Origin of the sequence: Streptococcus sp. DTU_2020_1000888_1_SI_GRL_NUU_041A (assembly GCF_032387735.1) — a bacterium.
GTDB classification, from domain to species: Bacteria; Bacillota; Bacilli; order Lactobacillales; family Streptococcaceae; genus Streptococcus; species Streptococcus sanguinis.
The window spans coordinates 1,167,161-1,184,890 of the sequence record NZ_CP135591.1 but is presented as its reverse complement, the minus strand read 5'-3'; the positions used below and the strand labels follow the sequence as shown (position 1 = coordinate 1,184,890).

At 40.3% G+C, this 17,730-nt stretch carries 19 protein-coding genes and 1 other annotated feature; all 19 genes read right to left on the bottom strand.

Going from position 1 to position 17,730, the window contains the following annotated elements; all coding sequences use genetic code 11:
* Window positions 1–214: 214 nt before the first annotated feature.
* Window positions 215–808, bottom strand: coding sequence for a PBECR4 domain-containing protein (locus tag RSK81_RS05735; protein ID WP_001012715.1), 594 nt, complete (start codon window positions 806–808; stop codon window positions 215–217).
* A gap of 244 nt (window positions 809–1,052) precedes the next feature.
* On the bottom strand, window positions 1,053–3,857 hold the full coding sequence (locus RSK81_RS05730) for a phage tail tip lysozyme (protein ID WP_000196426.1): 2,805 nt from the start codon (window positions 3,855–3,857) through the stop codon (window positions 1,053–1,055).
* Window positions 3,854–6,205, bottom strand: coding sequence for a VirB4-like conjugal transfer ATPase, CD1110 family (locus tag RSK81_RS05725; protein ID WP_002921334.1), 2,352 nt, complete (start codon window positions 6,203–6,205; stop codon window positions 3,854–3,856). The genes RSK81_RS05730 and RSK81_RS05725 overlap by 4 nt, the downstream gene beginning before the upstream one ends.
* Entirely contained in the window at window positions 6,162–6,515 is a 354-nt protein-coding gene (locus tag RSK81_RS05720) for a PrgI family protein (RefSeq protein WP_001097594.1), read from the bottom strand. The genes RSK81_RS05725 and RSK81_RS05720 overlap by 44 nt, the downstream gene beginning before the upstream one ends.
* 61 nt (window positions 6,516–6,576) lie before the next feature.
* Window positions 6,577–7,431: a type IV secretion system protein gene (locus RSK81_RS05715; protein WP_001066427.1), complete on the bottom strand. Its 855-nt coding sequence runs from the start codon at window positions 7,429–7,431 to the stop codon at window positions 6,577–6,579.
* 16 nt (window positions 7,432–7,447) lie between these two features.
* Complete coding sequence (locus tag RSK81_RS05710) at window positions 7,448–7,690, bottom strand: hypothetical protein (protein ID WP_001072180.1); 243 nt, start codon at window positions 7,688–7,690, stop codon at window positions 7,448–7,450.
* A gap of 17 nt (window positions 7,691–7,707) precedes the next feature.
* Window positions 7,708–9,528, bottom strand: a complete 1,821-nt coding sequence (locus RSK81_RS05705) for a VirD4-like conjugal transfer protein, CD1115 family (RefSeq protein ID WP_000253516.1) — start codon at window positions 9,526–9,528, stop codon at window positions 7,708–7,710.
* Complete coding sequence (locus RSK81_RS05700) at window positions 9,528–10,016, bottom strand: hypothetical protein (RefSeq protein WP_000093689.1); 489 nt, start codon at window positions 10,014–10,016, stop codon at window positions 9,528–9,530. Before RSK81_RS05700 ends, RSK81_RS05705 begins: the two co-directional genes overlap by 1 nt.
* Window positions 10,017–10,092: 76 nt before the next feature.
* Window positions 10,093–10,674 carry a CPBP family intramembrane glutamic endopeptidase gene (locus RSK81_RS05695; RefSeq protein WP_000826253.1) on the bottom strand — a complete coding sequence of 194 codons (582 nt, stop codon included), beginning with the start codon at window positions 10,672–10,674 and terminating at the stop codon, window positions 10,093–10,095.
* A 2-nt stretch (window positions 10,675–10,676) separates the two neighbouring features.
* Complete coding sequence (locus RSK81_RS05690; RefSeq protein ID WP_000999832.1) at window positions 10,677–10,910, bottom strand: hypothetical protein; 234 nt, start codon at window positions 10,908–10,910, stop codon at window positions 10,677–10,679.
* A gap of 9 nt (window positions 10,911–10,919) precedes the next feature.
* A complete protein-coding gene (locus tag RSK81_RS05685; protein WP_000890151.1) occupies window positions 10,920–11,303 on the bottom strand; it encodes a hypothetical protein in 384 nt (127 codons plus the stop codon).
* Window positions 11,304–11,312: 9 nt separating this feature from the next.
* Window positions 11,313–11,741 carry a hypothetical protein gene (locus RSK81_RS05680; RefSeq protein WP_000770702.1) on the bottom strand — a complete coding sequence of 143 codons (429 nt, stop codon included), beginning with the start codon at window positions 11,739–11,741 and terminating at the stop codon, window positions 11,313–11,315.
* On the bottom strand, window positions 11,725–13,080 hold the full coding sequence (dcm, locus tag RSK81_RS05675; protein ID WP_315687697.1) for a DNA (cytosine-5-)-methyltransferase: 1,356 nt from the start codon (window positions 13,078–13,080) through the stop codon (window positions 11,725–11,727). The genes RSK81_RS05680 and dcm overlap by 17 nt, the downstream gene beginning before the upstream one ends.
* A gap of 157 nt (window positions 13,081–13,237) precedes the next feature.
* Window positions 13,238–14,062: a replication initiator protein A gene (locus tag RSK81_RS05670; RefSeq protein WP_000822756.1), complete on the bottom strand. Its 825-nt coding sequence runs from the start codon at window positions 14,060–14,062 to the stop codon at window positions 13,238–13,240.
* Window positions 14,059–14,232, bottom strand: a complete 174-nt coding sequence (locus tag RSK81_RS05665) for a hypothetical protein (protein ID WP_001171243.1) — start codon at window positions 14,230–14,232, stop codon at window positions 14,059–14,061. Before RSK81_RS05665 ends, RSK81_RS05670 begins: the two co-directional genes overlap by 4 nt.
* Window positions 14,233–14,491: 259 nt before the next feature.
* Window positions 14,492–14,860, bottom strand: coding sequence for a 50S ribosomal protein L7/L12 (rplL, locus tag RSK81_RS05660; RefSeq protein ID WP_002900419.1), 369 nt, complete (start codon window positions 14,858–14,860; stop codon window positions 14,492–14,494).
* A gap of 73 nt (window positions 14,861–14,933) precedes the next feature.
* Entirely contained in the window at window positions 14,934–15,434 is a 501-nt protein-coding gene (rplJ, locus tag RSK81_RS05655) for a 50S ribosomal protein L10 (protein WP_002895572.1), read from the bottom strand.
* 36 nt (window positions 15,435–15,470) lie between these two features.
* Window positions 15,471–15,606 (bottom strand) — a sequence feature (ribosomal protein L10 leader region).
* Between the two features lie 110 nt (window positions 15,607–15,716).
* On the bottom strand, window positions 15,717–16,346 hold the full coding sequence (locus RSK81_RS05650) for a hypothetical protein (RefSeq protein ID WP_002912365.1): 630 nt from the start codon (window positions 16,344–16,346) through the stop codon (window positions 15,717–15,719).
* A 208-nt stretch (window positions 16,347–16,554) separates the two neighbouring features.
* Window positions 16,555–17,271 (bottom strand): hypothetical protein, encoded by a 717-nt coding sequence (locus tag RSK81_RS05645; RefSeq protein ID WP_237657551.1) that lies wholly within the window; start codon window positions 17,269–17,271, stop codon window positions 16,555–16,557.
* Window positions 17,272–17,730 lie beyond the last annotated feature (459 nt).

The window sequence follows — 17,730 nt, the reverse complement described above, 5'->3', positions numbered from 1 at the left end:
GCAACAATCTGTCACTCTCTCCCCATCATAAAAAAGACGACTTGATTTTGGTATCACATCAAAGAAGGATAAAGAAAAAAGCTATCGTAGCACTACCGATAACCTCTGAAAATTGCTTATAAAAAAAAGGGGGACCTGACGCATCAGACCCTCCCAGACGTGACTAGCACGCCCCAATTCGATAACAACATGATATTATATATAACTAAGAGAACTACATTCTAGTGAAAAGAACCTCTACATTTCCTGACACGATATTTGTTTCATAAACTGAAAGTATTGTAAACTTTGTTTGATTCACAGTATAATCTTTTTCAGATTTTTCAAAAATACTGACACCAATAAATTCATTAGAATGACCACTTCGATAGTTATCAATAAAAAACTCACCTAGACGGATGTCATCAATGTAAAATTCCACCAAATAACTCCATCTTAATTTACTACCTTTGATGGGGAAATTCTTTGCTTTTCTAACGACAAGATTAGGCTTTGTAAAGCCATCATATAAATACGACAAAATTTCTAAACGTGACCTAACCCCTTTTTTATCATAATACAACGAAGATTCTAATAAGTCAGAGTTAATCCGGTCGTCTAAAATATCATCAAAAACTAGAGAAGATTTTTTATGGCTAAAATGTATATCATTTAGTTTATGAAGTCCAGCTAAGTGAAAGAAATGGTCTTTTGAAAACAGAATGTCTAAAACCGTTTTCTGTCCTTTTCTACCAAGTTCAATTGTAATTTTCTTATTTAATAAAGGTTCAAAATTTTTTGCTGCTAATTTTAATAAGTCACCATTCATAGTAATCTTTCTACGAAAAAAGGATTCATACGAATCCTTTCATCGAGTGTTTTCATTGTTGGCTCGAGGTGTTCACACACAACCCTACTAAAGCAAACACTACCAGTCAAACCAACCGACCAATAATGCTTAACGCTTAGTAAATACTCTTGTTATCTACACATATAGTATAACCTAACTACTTCCTAATGTCAATTAAAACATCATATAAAGATTTATCTAAAGATGTATTCTTCCAAAAAATTTATTTCGTTGTATAAGCAAAGCTAATCGTACTATCGACTCCTGATAACTTACGGAAGGTATAGTTAGGATTGCCATTATAGTTGGTTTCTGAGATAAGGAAAGATCCATCTGGGTAAACTTTCTCGACAAAGGCGACATGCCCGTATTCTGTCGGCGATCCATGACCTCCTCCCGCAAAGGAAATAATCGCTCCTGCTTTTGGTAGCTTACCTGTTTCTCCACCAAGACGTGCTGCTGTCGCCACCCAATCTTGACCATTCCCCATGGTACTGATAATTGGGATTTTCTCACCGTTTCGGCCTTTGAGTTTCAAGCCCAATTGGTTAATCCGAGCGGCAACTCCCCACGTACATTGCCCATAGGCATAACCCATACCGTCACCTCCACCTGGAACGGAGTTGTCATAAAGGTCTCCTCGAACCGCTTCTAGCGCTTTTGGATCACTTTGGGCGGTCCCACCATTTGGTTGGCTAAAGCCTTTCTCAATTTGGTAATACCACTCCGTTGCTCTCGTTTGACGTTCTAGGAGTTTGTCACCACTATTTCCCTCCCAATAAATGAGAAAGAGTTGGGCAAGACTGGCTGGACTTCCTGAGTTTTTGAAGAAATCTTTTAACCAGTTGGTATAGTAAGGATTATCCCCATGGAGCATAAAATCCAATTGTAAGCCTAAGTCATACCACTTCTGATTTTTCCCTTTGGCATACTCTAATAATAAAGTATGTCTGCGTGACCCATCAGCTGTATCTGTCCACTGCCCTAAGCCTAAGCCACGTCTTAGAATATTGGGGTACCTGCCATTATAGATAGCTGGACCATTTAGAGACAACCAGCCCTCATCGTCCCAAGAACTATCCGTTGCACCAACAGGAGGCGATAAGTAATCACCTTCAGCTCGTTTAGGATTGATAGAGGATTCTACTGACCAGTTTCCTAAAATAGCCGCAATCGCTTGATTAGTCGCTCCTTGACTCTTCAAATACTCATAGATAGCTTTGGCTCTCGCAAACTCATCGCCTCCAAATTGACCAATGGTAGGTAGAATGGTCGTTTGGAGTTGAATGACTTTAGGAAAGTAAAAGGCTGGATTGACGTAAACCAGTTTCTCTGAATCATCGTCAACCTTTTGATAGGTCACTTTAAGACCAGCACCATCCTTAGTTTTACCAATCACCTCTCCTGCTTGTACCTTTTGGCCATCGCTCACTCGACCAGTATGGATATTAAACAAGGTCAATTGAGACTTGTTTAGTCCCTTACCTGACGTGATGATAATGTTCTCGCCATCTAGGGAAACCTTACCATCCATGGGAGCCACAATCACTTGATTTTCTTTTGCTTCTAGAATGATATGATGATGAAGCGTTGGCTTGTCATCAATCACCTCATAACCATAACGAACTGTCATGGTAAGCGCATCATCTTCAGTCTGTCCCTGAAATGGATTATCCAATTCTTGGAGGGCAAGGTATGTGCCTTCCTCACTTAATTCCTTTAAGTCTTCTCTATCGTCATCAGAGAGTTTGTAGGCAGGCTCCTTGGTCAACTCAAGCATGGATTTTAAAGAATCCCCACCGTTTAAGTCCTGCCAAAGTTGACTGAGATAGGCGTGATAAGTCTTATCACCATTTTCCATGATTTCTTCTAAAGCATAATCTTGATACTTGAGATTCATAAAGCCCATAACGTCATCAATCTTGGTGTAGTAGGTAATGCCAGTGGGATTGGTTCGGGTGTTTTCCGCATCTTCCCACGTCATGTGAGTATAGGCTTTTGTCAGTTCACTCTCATCCTGTTGAATGAGAGTAGTTCCTGAAATTCCTATAACAAAACTCATCATCAAAAGCAAGAAAAACAAGAGGCCTGACACGACCCAAGTCATAGGATTAAGGGCAATCGATGAAAAGAAGGTCAGGCTATTCTTAATCGCTTGAATAACCTTTGTTATTCCTGACACACTCTGTTTTCTAGCTTGTTTGAGAAAAGTCTGGTAACGTCTTCTTGGTTTTAAGGGCTTCTGACGGGTGAACCCTTTCCCCTTTTTAAAGTTCTGATACCGCTCCTTACTATGAGCAGCTTTCGTCTTAGTAAACCGAAGACCAGTCTGCCCACTTTTGACAAGGAGTTTTCCTGACTGATAAGTAAATCTCCCATAGCGTCTTCCTTTGATCACAGACTCTTTTAGGGTTCTGATTCCCTCTAAGTCATCATCTTGAGCGACTAGATCAAGTGATTCTGAAGCGACATAGCGTAACCCTCGTTTGACCTTAGTCGAGGGGGTCTTAAACTGATGTGCTTTTTTCAGTTGTTTCACGTCCCGCTTCGCTGATTTCACCCCATTTTCTGCCTGAAGGCGTTCAAGAGGTTTCTCTTTTTGAAACTGAAACCGTGACGTTTTTGATTCTGTTGGCTTTTTCTGATAGGTAAACTTAGAAGTGGCTTTCTCCTCTTTTTCGGCCATCTTGACCTCTGCCAAGTGTTTTCTCGCTACTGCTAGGCGCTGTCTGGCTTGAGGAAGCCGATACTTCTTAATTTCCTTACGCTTTAGCCATCTGGGTGACACATAGGCAATCGCTTCCTTAAAGGTATCTGTCGCTAGGTCTTTTTCCTCTTGATAGGTTTGCTTCAGAGCCTGACGTTGTTCCCTTGTTTCAGCTTTCTCAGCTCGGCGCATGATAAAGCGTCGCTTAGGAAGTGAGCGTTTTAACCCCTTCTTCTCCCTACGGTAATGGATACGGCTGGCCTTTAAACTACTCTGAAAGGTTTTACGGGCTACCTTGACCTTCTGTTGCTCTCTTGTCATGATTCACTCCTCATCTTTTCTGGATCGGTACTCATGATGTCAAAGAGTTGGGTTTGAAGTGGGATTTTATTTCTAAAGGGAACAACCGTTGAACCAGCCTTAATCAATCCAGCTCCCTTATCTGGGTTAACCAAGTATTTCTCAAGCTCCTTAGATAGGCCCAAAAGATGAACCAACTCTTCTCTGTCATTTTTAGCTTGTTTTAGAAGTATCATGAACTCGCTATTAGCGATAATACGTCTCCCGTTGGCATCAAGTAGTAAGGTTTCTACGTTTTGAGTAATGCCTGTTGGAATGGCTCCATACTTACGGACACGGCTCCATAATTTAAAGAAGAAATCTGAAGCGTACTTATCCAGCAACAACAGCTGCATTTCATCAAAGTAAATCCAGGTCTTCTTGCCAAGTTTTTGGTTTTTAACCACACGATTCCAAATCTGGTCAAAAATCACCATGAGGGCAATCTGCTTCAACTCATCCCCTAACTTTTTAACATTGTAAATGAGGAAATGGCTATCCGTTTTAATATTAGTGCGGTGTGAGAAAATATCGAGTGACCCTTCCACATAAAGCTCCATATCAAGGGCTAAGTCTTTGGCTTCTTGTTCAGGTTGTTTAGAGAGGACAAAGACCCATTCCACGAGAGATGGTGTGGCAAAATGCTTGTAGGTCAACCGTGTCACACGGTCAATCAAGGACTTTTCTCGACCATCCATTTTTCGGTCCAAGAGCTTCCCAATCCAAGAGAGAAGAAATTCAGATTTGACCTTAATAGGGTCTTCATCCATATTATCATCGGATAAGTCTAAAACATTTAAGAAAGTGGTAGAGTCAGGCGCAATATCAATGCTCTCCCCACCAAAGGCTTGACCAATGATACTGTACTCATTTTCTGGGTCTACAATGATGATTTCGGTATCACTCTCTTCTTCTTTTAACTTGGTTGAGATGATTTCATGCTTAGTCGCCATCCCTTTACCAGCACCTGATGTCCCTAGAATCAATCCTGATGGGGTATTGAGTTTCCCACGGTCAATGGTGATGATATTACTTGAAATCTGGTTTATCCCATAAAATTTCCCTCCCTTATCTTGTAGGTCAACAGAGGTCCATGGGGAATTCACGGCAATGTTTGAGGTCAAAAGAGACCGAGACACACCCTCAAGGTAGTTCATGCCAAATGGCAATAAGCTATTAAAGGCAGCTTCCTGCATATAGGTCAGATTATCAATCACAAGGTCATTAGAACCTGCAACTTGTTTGATAGTATCAAGGGAGTGTTTCAACTGGTCTTCGTTATCCGCAAAGACCCCAATCACAAAAAGGGTGTCAAAGAGCTTGTCGCCTGTTTGCGTCATGGTTTTAATCAGCTCATCGGCTTCATCGATGTTACTTTCTAGAACCTGACTAACCTTTTCAAGATAAACGCCAGATCGTGCCATCTTTTGTTGTTCCCCAATTTTTTGCGATTCCATCAAAGTCTTCTTGGTGCGGAGCTTGGTCATGGCTTCTGACTTGGCTGACCCTTTGGCATGAAGACTAATCATCACTTCTAAATCCGACTGCATGAGTTCTCGTAAGAACTTATCCCCCAACTCCATCCCATAGTCACGAACATAGACAATCTGAAGCACTCTATCGTCAATCTCTACATAATTCTTATGTTTGAAAGATATACTGGTTGGGGCAATAAAGTGCTTGGTTGTTTGACCTGAACGCACCAGGTCTTGATAAGTAAAGGGCAAATGATTTTCCCCTCGCAACATATCAGCCAAGTGGTTCACACGGCTTTCTCCACTGAGGAGAGTAAAATTCGCATCTATTTCAGAAAAACCACTCTTAAAGTATTCCCCAATCTGAGACAGGGAGCGATAAGCGAGTTTCGGATTTTGGTCTGACTTCCCAAAAGAAATGAGCTTAACCGCTGAAAAGTTATTTTCTCCAGCTTCTAAGTTATTCTCCATGATACGATTGAGTTCTTCACGATAGGTATCATACCCATCCTCATGAAGAGGATACAAGACACCCTTTCTAAATTTATCCAAGTTGACCCTCTGGTTAAAAATAGTAAGTTGGAAATTGGTCTTGTCATCCAAACTGTTAATCAAGTCTGAATAGGTTTCCATAATCGCTCCCTTATCCTCCAAACCAACCGTTTGGTAATTGACATCTCCTAAAAGATAGGACTGAGAAAAATAATCTGGGGTGACTTGCAAGAGACCATTAGGAAAAAGGCCTTGGTAAAGAAGCGTATTAACAGTTGTTGGTAGCACTTCTTCTTTTGGTTTACGTGTCTTCTTGTGCTTAGAAGAGGTCTTTGGTTTCATTGAGTGGTTTGTTTTTTTCATTGCGTATTCCTTTCTGTCCAGTTAGTGTACGATCTGGTATGGTCATTTCATAATGCCATCTATAATTAAGATACGTTTCAAATGGTAAGTCATTAGGGCGATAAACCCCAAATAACATGAGGGGAATGGTAAAGGTAAAGATAAGACCATAGACAAACCAATCCCCAAATTGCCAATAAAAGAGGTTTAACCCTAAAATCAGGATGGTAATGGCAATGGCTGGCAAGACAAAGATAACTTGTCGTGTGGTAAAGCCTAGCCAAGCCCTATGTTGGACTTTTGTGATGTCCTTAAAAACACGTGTATTCATAAGACTCCAATCTAAGATGAATATGAAAAAAGATTGGGAGGAACGTCCTTCCCAATCCTCCTTACATGCCTAGGATACTTCTGGCAGTCCGTTGACTGCCCACCAAGGCAATGATCAATAAAATAGCCTGAACTAAACCACCAAAGGCAGTCGCTAGCGTCTCCGTCACTCCTGCACCATTTGAGAGAGCCAATTTCCCAGCTGATTCAAAGAGGGGAACAAGGGAGATGATTAAGAAAATCAAGACCCCTTGAAGGGCATAGACCATGATGTTTTTCAGGTAGCCAATCCCAATACTTCGCCAGTCATCACTGAGGAAGGTCGGAATCGTTAGAGGCGCAAATGGAATCATGAGATAAAGTTGGATAAAGCGAATAGTAATAAGGAGATTCACCACCATCACGCTAACCAATCGCACTAACCATATCAGAATGGCAAAGAAACCAACAATCAGTTTTCCAATAATTCCTGACCCTTTAAGTCCTGAAATGGTCTCATAAGTCGTTCCCCCATGAGAAACGACACCAGCTACGCCTTCAATGATGTGAGAAGCAACGGCTAAAATGGCTTCTACAATAACAGTGGTGTTTGTAATGACCACAGCCACCATAATATAAGAGACAATCATAGGAGCAATAGCTTCAAAGGTCATGGCACCACCTGAGTTGGCGATTTTCTTAGCCATCTTAGAAAACTCAAGGACTAACACAACGGCTAAAATAGCCACTCCCAAGGGCTGCATCACTCCTTTTGTGATAGCTGACAGATAAGACCACACGGTTGGGTTATAATCCGCAAGGGATTTTACCAAGTTGGCCGTCGATTCCAAGTCCACGTTAAAGCCTTCAAAAAGGCTATCGCTTGAAATTTTCTCCGAGGCTAGAAAGACAAAAGCTGAAGGTAATGTGTTGTTCATGTCATATCTTGCCCTCCTAAATGGTAATTTGGGTGATGAAGGCACCTGCGGCACCTACCATAACACCACCCACAATTTCTAAGATGGCATTGCGGACACCAGGTCCACCATCTTTGATATTGGTTGATAGGTTTATAATACCCATGACGACAAGAAAGGCACCTGTCGCAACCATTCCTTTTTGTAAGAGCGCCATGGCTTGGGCAAACATGGAACTAGCGTCCACGCCATAAACAAAGCCTGTTAATTTTTGGTTCATACGATTCCTCTTTTCTATTAGTGTAGTGTGGTTTCTTTGCTTAAATCCCTAACCTTGTGGTCTGAGGGTTCAAACGGAACTTCCTCTGTTTTGAGGGGGTCAATGTGGAAATGCCACCAACGTTCATCTGACTCCTTATCCGCCAGGTATTGCCAGTTCTTGTGTTTCAAGGGGAAGAACTTTTTCTCCTTAAAAACAGGAACCCCTGCTATTCTCACCAAGCATTCATCACGTTTCATGTTTCCGACTTCATCAGGGGTCATGAGATCCCTTGCGATTTTTTGATGAGACGTTGACCCAGACCCTGTTTGGCCATACGACCGACTGGTACTTCTCACATCAATGGTTTGTTTGCCTAAGAGACCACTCATAAACTTAAAGGTCTCTTCATCATTGCCTCCAAGATAAAGCAAGCTATCACAGTTTCCTAGAATAGTTTTCCAAGCCTCCTTCTCCTTATAGAGCCCTTGAAGTTGGGCAATGTTTTGAAGAATGGGTACGAGACTCATGTTCCGTGAGCGAACTGTTGAGGTTTGTTCCGCAAAGTCTGGAATCTCGCCGACATTGGCAAATTCATCTAAATAACTTCTCACGTGGATAGGTAGTTGTCCCTTAAAGTCCACATCAGCTTGTCTCGTTAAAGTTGAAAAGACGGTGGAGAAAAAGAGGGCTGAGAGAAAGCGAAAGGTGGTGTCATTATCTGGAATAACGAGATAAACCATGGTTTTCTGCGTTCCCCATGTTTTTAAGTCCAAGGTGTCACGTTTGGTTAAATCAATGACAGATTGGATATTAAAGAGGGCAAACTTAGCTGTTGTGACGGCAATCACCGAATCTAAGGTCTTATCCTTGTAGTTTTGGAAGTCTGCCCAGTTACGCATGGTGAAGTTTTCTGTCCCATATGTCTTGGCATAGGTCTCAAACATCACTTCTAAGACACTCTTATCTTGATTATCTCCTTTGGATAAGAGCTTGATGAGTTTTCCAATTTCAGAAAAAGAGGGGTAACGCCCACGCTTACGACGACTATCGGCTTCTTCCTTTTTACTACCTGGAGGATTGTAAAAATCCATCAAGTAAGAGGAAATGGCTCTGACTAAGGTCATGGAAGCTTCATCCCAAAAGGGATCACTGCGACTGCCATTGCCTTTGGTATTATTGAAATAGACCGTAAGCATACGGTTCAAATCATTCTCCGTTTCCACATAGCGAAAAGGATTAAAACCATCTGAGTTGGTCATATTTACAAGATCTAAGATCTTAATCTGATAGCCATGCTCTAAAAAAAGCTTACCTGTCTTTTCAGCTAAGTGATCCTTAGGGTCAACGACAATATTGGAACAGTTTAGCTGAATCAGATTGGGTTTCACAAACCGAAAGGTCTTCCCGCTACCAGACCCACCAATGACCACAAGGTTCTTATTTCGGTCAAATTGTGGGGCTTTCTTTTCTAACAGGGTTAGCCTAACATTTCGTGACAAGATGGTGTCATTAAAGGGATTCTTACTGAGAAAGGCTTTACGCTCACGATTGTTTCCAAAGCGAGCAGAACCATACTCCGCCCCTTCTCGGTAAACCTTTTGACCAGTTGAGACATAAAGATAGACTAGGCCCATCGTCACAAATCCAAAGCAAAAGCCCAAAATTGATTTACCTGTAAAGTTGCCATTCCACAAGGGATTTAAGACCTGATTCTGTCCTTCGCCTAAGAGATAGGCAAGGCGTTCCAAGGGCGGTTGATTAGGTAGGCTATCGTAAAGCAAGACTAGCCTATGGCAGAAATAGCCAAGAGCAAGCCCTAAAATACCAAAGAAAAAAACTTTTTTCCCTGAGACCATTAGAGAATGACCTCCTTTGTTTTCACAGCAGAGGGTTCTGACATCACAATCTGTTCCTTGGCTTGTGCGATTTCCTCATCAAGAGTTTTATCCATAGTTAGCCCTTTCAGTTTTTCTGGATTGGAAACCAACTTCTGAAGCAACTCATCTAAGTGCTTGTCTAAGAGCGACTTATCCTTAGCATAGAAATGCAGGTAGTCTCCTTGCCAACTAATGGCAATAGGAAGGTTTTCTGATTCCACCAATTCCTTGAATTTCTCGACATCAACTGGTTTATCCAAAATGTCTTTTGAGATATTCAGCGACTCAATGGCATATGGACTTTGAAGGAGTTCTTCTAACTTTTGAACCCCAACTTTATAAGCCGAGTCTTGTGCTAGGGCGTGTCTGGCTGACCACTCTAAGAGTTTGAGAAGGACCTTCACCGTAAACATAGCACTCCGTTCCGCATATTGAATCGCTTGGCGTTCCTGTTGTTCGGATGACATCATTTCCTCCTTTATATGATTCCCCATCAAAACAATAGGGTGCTTTCATGATACGAAAGCACCCTTGATTTTGGTATCACAATAAAGATAGGAAAAAGACGATTCCATTCCAAGACAGGTGAACGAGAGTTGAGCTCAAGCAGTCTGTTTGCCCTCTAACCACACCAAGTGTGAGACCTAAACTCCCATAAAGCACCCAAGTGAATAGACTGGATGGGTGATGAGCTAAAGCAAAAAGGAAACTCGTTAACAAAACTTGAACCACTGGTTGAGACAAGACTCCCCACAACACCTCTCTATAAAAGACTTCTTCCACAACACTGGCATTAAGGAGAAAAAGAATAAAGGACAGAACAGGAATCCGGTCTTGAACAGTCACTAACGTTTCTTGGTTTGGTTCGCTTCCTGAAAATAGAGCACTCATAATAAGAGCCATACTTACCATGACACCTAGACTACCACACACCCAAAGCCCTCTCTCCTTCAAGGATAGGTTTCTTTTCGGTATCTTAAACCTTTTCCAACCCCACAATAGCAGGGCTAAAAATGTCACTTGTAAAACAGGTAACCATGTCCCATTTAGCCAACCAATCAGGTACAAACTCACTAGGAGTACATTGACATGAATGGCTCCGTACATGACTAATAAACGTTTCATCTCTACCTCCTAAACAAATCTTCATAGTCAATCTCTAAGACAGTCACTATTTTCTCCACCCATTTACCTTGTGGCATGAGACGATGAGATTTGTAGTGGCGAAAGGTTTGGTAGAGGCGGTTAAACTCACTAGGGTAGACGTATTGTCCCTTAAACATCTGTCGAGCAAGGTCAGCCCATGACAGCTCTCTTTCCATAACGATAATTTCCAAATTTTCCCAAAAACGGTCGTTCATAGCTCCTCCTTATGTCGTCATATCCTTAAAAAGATGTTCACGAAAGGAAACCACTTTTTGACTTCTCGGAAGAAAGGTTCTCGCTTCTTCTAAACTCATATCGGGATACACGTTATCCTCACAAACCACAATTGGGAGACGAAGATTCTGGTCAGGTTTCCGTAGAACCACCGTCACTAACTCACTCAATTTCATCTCTCTATGACCTTTAAATCGTTGTAGCGAAGGGGATAAGAGCGTAAAACAATCACTGCTTTTGGTAAACAACCTCAGTAATTCCTCACGTGATAGATAACTCACTTCTTTACAGGAGTAAGAAATACCATGCGAGTCACAAAAAGACAGGAGTTTTTGATTCCGACTGGTATTTCGACTTAAATAGATTTCTAACATCGCTTCCTCCTACACAGATAGCTCCTTCTCTAATGCTTGAGTTGGTGGCGTAAACACCTTACTCATATCGATGGGTGACCTGCCTTCACCAAAGCACTTCACTGTTATTAATGTGGTGACGACATCATTCTTATCATTCCAAGAATAGCCTTGCCCATATGCCCTAAAGGCGAGATCGTTCTCATCCGTTAGATAAGTATCAACACCATTTTTGATGTCTTGGGTTTCAATAAACTCAAAAATACGGTGTAAGTTGGACTCATAAGCTAACGGATAATTCATTTCTTTGTGGTAGTCATCTTCAAAAGTGACATCAATGTCACAATCATAATTGGGTAAAGAAGCAATCATTTCCGAAAATCTCTCCACTTCTGCTTGATGTATGGCTTCTTCTAGCTCCGTGCAGTTCCTAATACTTTTACTATGTAATAATTTCATGTTCTTCTTCCTCTTCAATCTTTCTAAATTCTCTAGCAATGGCCTCGATAACGGTGACGGTCACGCTATTGCCTGCTTGTTTATACAACTGACTTTTACTTGAAACACTTTCTGCCCTCTCAAAAGCCCAGTCAGGAAATCCTTGTAACCTAAAACACTCTCTTGGGGTTAGGCGTCTGATTCTCAAACGATACAGTTTTCCATCTAGGATTATTCCAGTCACTTCATACCACTTGTCCTTACGGTATTCCAAAGCAGCAACTACCACTCCCATATTGTCAGAAGTGGTTAGGGTATTTGAAATCCCCTTTCCCACTCGACCTCTGCGTTTGGTAGACTCTGGGTAAGCAAGGTTGACAGAATCTCCCACTATTGCCTTGGCATAGCCTAGTTTGGTCGCTTCCCTAATTTTCAAATGTGGCGCTTCTTCACGACAAAGAATCTTAGGAACTTTATCCCCTCCTTGCATCGTGGTCAGTGTTGGAGAAAGCCCTGAAAGGTCATAAACTCGCCCAGTTTGGATAAAAGAAGTTGGTAAAGTTCCTGCGACAACTACACCATGCCGATCTTGGCTAGTTAAAGTAAACATCGGATCATCGTTCCCTTTAAAGCGTCTCCCATGTTGGCGTTTTTCTAGCCTATCAGGAGTTAAAACAGGAATGGCAATTTTAGTTCCCTCACCTTTTCCTCTGGTTAAGGTTGGTGCTATGCCACGTGATAAATAGACTTCTCCATTCATCCCTTTGCCTGACGGATTAACATTACCTAATCGTTCAAGACTAACTGAGCTGATTTCTCCTCTGAGAGGAAATAGGAATCGGGGACGGTATCTTCTAGAATGTCCGATAATAAAAATTCTTTCACGGTTTTGCGGCACTTGGAAATCTTTACTGTTAAGCACCTGCCATTCAACATCATACCCCAACTCATCCAATGAGGTGAGGATTGTTCGAAATGTCTCTCCCTTGCCGTGACTGAGTAAGCCCTTGACATTTTCGAGAAATAAAAAACGTGGTTGGATCTGTTTGGCCGCTCGAGCAATTTCGAAGAACAAAGTTCCCCTAGTATCCTCAAATCCCAATCGTCTGCCTGCGAGTGAAAATGCCTGGCAAGGGAATCCCCCACAGATGATGTCCACTTGCCCTCTAAGTTGTCTAAAGTCTTGGTCTGTGACTTGTCTAATATCATGTAATTCTATTTCTCCTTCCGTGACGTAGATGGCTTGGTAGGATTTTCTTGCGAACTTGTCAATTTCACAATAACCAATGCACTCATGGCCTTGGCTTTCTAATCCCATCCTAAAGCCTCCAATTCCTGCAAACAAATCTAAAAACTTCATGTCTCTCATTCCTTTCTGACAAAATAAAAAAGGACCTTACTTCTTGCGTAACGTCCTTTCTTAACAATGATCTTCCATTTCTGGGGCAGTGATAAGTTCAAAAATGAACCAAATCATTCCTAATCCCCAAATACCTAATAATATCCACCAAAACATCTTACTCACCCCCTTTTAGTTCTTTTAAGCGTTGGACCTTGGTCCATTCGGATAAGACGCCATTAAAGACATATTCCGCTATCGTTTCTGCCCTATCTGCAAACCTCATATACTCTAAAGCGTACTGATACCGATGATCAAAATAAATCATGGCATAATCACTAGCAGCCTGTGATAGACCAACTTGTCTCAACTGATCATGTACCAAGCCCCAAATGTAATCTCTGTCGTATCTTGTGACTCGGTCTACTTTACGTTGAAAATTGTCATTGTCACATTTCTTACTTGTTAGACTTTCTTTCTCCTCCTCGTCTTCAATGACTGACTCACTCTCTTTAGTTTCACTCATATCAGTCTCACTAACTTCAGTCTCACTAGTGGCTGAATTTAAGACTGGCCCCGGCTGATTTTGATACCCCCCTAGTGTTTTTTTAACACCACCCCCGTCTGAATTTGAGACAGGGGTAGGTTCATGTTCCAACTCCCCCAAATAAATCTTATTGGCCAAACGTCCTTTTTCACTGGAAGATTGTTGTACTTCATCTATCAAACCATACTCTCGTAAGGTTTTCTTAATCGACAATAATTTTGACTTGGAACAGCCAAGTAGTGCCATGAGCTTGGAGTTGGAATAGACCAAATAAATAGCTCCATCTTCATCTATCCATCCTCTACTTAATGACAATTCCAAACGGTCTTTTAGAACAGCATAAGCAACCTTAACCTCAAGTTTCATGTCCTTGTAGCGCTCACTCTCAAATAAGAGTTTTGGGAGTTTATAGTAACGCTCTGACGTTAGATAGTGATTTGCGGTGATACGTTTCATGATTGTCCCTCCAACACTAACAAACCAACATTCCCCATATCATCAAACTGGATTAAGCCAAACTCTTCCATTTCAACAACAATCCTCTTTGCTTTCTCGATATCAATTCTCATGATAGCCATGAGATGACACATCACAATTTGTCGTGATGACTGTTCATTCTTTTGCATGATTTTCCTCCTGAAAATAAAAAAAGCGAGAACACTTATTGAAATGTTCTCGCTCACATAAAAATATATTTTTACAAATACAAATGTTGAAGAATAGCAATTCTGCACAGTATATTTATATAAAAACAAAAATCCTGCCAAAGATTTTTTGGCAGGATTTTTGGCAGGAAACCAAATCAAATTATCAGTTTCTTTAAATCGCTATAAGCTCTAAAAGACTGGTAAATCGGGCTTCCGCTCTCAAATTGCTATGTGCTTCTTATTTAAGAGTAACTGAAGCTCCAGCTTCTTCCAATTTAGCTTTAAGTTCTTCAGCTTCTGCTGCAGCAACGCCTTCTTTGATAACGTTTGGAGCACCATCAACGAGTTCTTTAGCTTCTTTAAGGCCAAGACCAGTGATTTCACGTACAACTTTGATAACGCCGACTTTCTTGTCGCCAGCAGCAGTCAATTCGATATCGAATGAATCTTTAGCAGCGGCAGCTTCACCAGCACCAGCAGCAGCTACAGCTACAGGAGCAGCCGCAGTTACACCAAATTCTTCTTCGATAGCTTTTACAAGGTCGTTCAATTCAAGGATTGAAGCTTCTTTAATTTCAGCAATAATGTTTTCAATGTTCAATGCCATTGTTATTTCCTCCAAATAATTTTTAAATTTATAATATTTTGTTCGTAGCTAGGCTACGCTGCGTAGCTTAAGATTAAGCTGCGTCTTCTTTGTTTTCTGCAACTGCTTTGACAGCAAGTGCAACGTTGCGAACTGGCGCTTGAAGTACAGAAAGGAGCATAGAAAGAAGTCCTTCGCGGTTTGGAAGAGTTGCAAGCGCAAGAATCTCTTCTTTTGATGCGACAGCGCCTTCGATTGCACCACCTTTGATTTCAAGTGCATCAGCGTTCTTAGCAAAGTCGTTCAAGATTTTCGCTGGAGCAACAACATCTTCGTTAGAAAATGCTACTGCAGATGGTCCAACAAAAACAGATGCCAGGTCTTCAAGTCCAGCTTTTTCAGCTGCACGACGCAAGATTGAGTTTTTGATAACTTTGTACTCAACTTCGCTTCCACGAAGCTCACGACGAAGAACGGTATCTTGCTCAACAGTCAAACCACGAGCGTCAACAACGACGATAGATGCAGCAGCTTTCATTTTCTCAGCAACTGCGTCAACCAGTTCCGCTTTTTTAGCAATAATAGCTTCACTCATTTAGTGTTTCACCTCCGTAATTATTTTGCTTGGGAATTTTCCAAAAGAAAAACGCGCCCAAACCTAGACACGAAAGTACAATACGCTTCTTTTTACATGATACGTTTTGTCCTCGGTAGGATCTTTATGAGTCGAGCTCCCCTACTGTCTTAGGCAGTTTTTTCAAACCATTGATAATTATAGCAAAAGAAAAAAAAGATTGCAAGCTTTTTATACAATCTTTTTAAATTTAGTCATTATTTTCTGCAAATTTCTTACTTGACTAATATCTACTTCTTTCCCTTAGTCGTATGTTTCGAGTTCAATATAATCAAAGTTCTCTCTTATATAATCAAATAAGGCGTCTTTATGAGCTTTCTGATTCATTCCAATAAACTTTCGCAACTCATCTGTCCGGAGTTCAGATTCACTGCCGTCAAGGTACCATGCAGAAAAATGAACTCGTCTTACCTCACGAAAACGGGAAAGACGAAAAACAGACGCCTTCATAAATGCACCTATCTTAGAACATTCTGGTAGGTAGACAATATCAAATGTCCTGTAACAAATGAGATGATCGCCATAAACCAAAACTTGCAAATCTTTGTCAAGGTAGTCCGCATCGTTGAGATAGTCCCAGCTATCTTCAAGCTCAGGGTAACAACCTCTCAATTCCTGAATATTGCTGTTTAACAGAAGATTATTTTTTATCATTCTATAGATAGACTCGACTAAACTCATATGGATCCAAATAAAGAAAAGAATAAACATAAAATTATCACGAATCATATCTAGCCAAAATGATAATCCTTCTTTTAATGTATAATAAATAAAACTACACGAATATAAACCAAAGAAGATAGCACTTATTACTGGACCAATCATCATCAAAATTCTAGCTCTAAGCGGCGAAAACTCAAATCTTTTTCCCACTTCCCACAGTTCCTCCTAAACTCAATTCTTTATCTCCTTTTATATCGCATTCCCCCTCTTGTGTATGTAACTTTGTTTCCATCTGGCGACTGAACAGTGTTCTTATTCATAACATTTGCTTTTGATTGCGTAATATACCAAATTAATTTAACAAACTTAAGCATTTTCTACTGGGTAGGTTAAGTACAACACATACGCTGTCAATTCACTACTTATTATCATTCACCTCTCTATATTCATTTATTATAGTTTCTGATTTTAGGGAACGCGAAGTAGACATATTAACTTGAACATATTTTCTACCATCACTGATATTTCTGGTAAACGAAAGAACAAAATTTTCATTTTGATTTCTCCAAGATGAATCCAAGTGATTCTTTTTTGCTAATTCCTCATCCAAGTAATATGCCAAATGATAAGCAGGAATTTCAGGGTTATATCGACTATTAATTAATTTATAGCCGGCCAATATTTTTTCAGAAAAAACATTGGATTGAAAGAGAAAAGTGATGTTTTTCGCTTCTTCCTCCATAACATAATCTGAATCTAAACTCTCCCACCCTTGAGCAGAATATTGAATATTGTGTTTGTACTCAATCTCACTAGTTGTATCATCTTCAAAAAACCTTCCAGTCTTTTTTTCAATAAATCCTTTAATGGATTTATCAATAGGATTCCCTGAAACATTTATAGAATATTGAACATCTTTCCCAGTCTCGTCAAAATTTGAAACTGTATAAATAATTTCAAATCCTTTTGGATAAAATTTAAACAAGTCCGAAACATTTGCAGTAGAATAAATCTTTTCTAAATCCACAAACTGACTTTCCACATGAGCTCGGCTATTTTTATCACAACCGAACAAATTTGTCATAATTACTAAACCTCCTAAAATTATAATGAATATTTTTAAAAATTTCTTCATAACCTTCTCCTTTTCCTTACCCATCATCCTATTGTTTGAAAAACCATGGTTTATCCTTGTGATTTTCTTTTATTGTCTCCTCCTTCATCTTGGTCATTTCCTTAAGCATTTCTTGAACTTGATGCAGGGAAAGACTGTTAGAATTCTGACCAGCAGGTCTTTTACTACGTTTTATACATTTATAAATCGCCTGATTAGCGATGCCATACTCTTTGACTAATTCTGAGACTAGATTACATGAATCATGTAAACGAACAAAGGGTTCCTTGAATTCTTGGCTGTACTTTTGTGATATGTAAACATCTCCCTTGGTTAGCTACTATTCTACAAAATGTGTCCGTGCAACCATGCTAACATCATCAGTATAAACATCATTATCTGATACAAAATAACTACTTAATTATATATAGTAACGGATATGAAATCTATCTCCCAAATCTTTATACTCTTTACATAAAT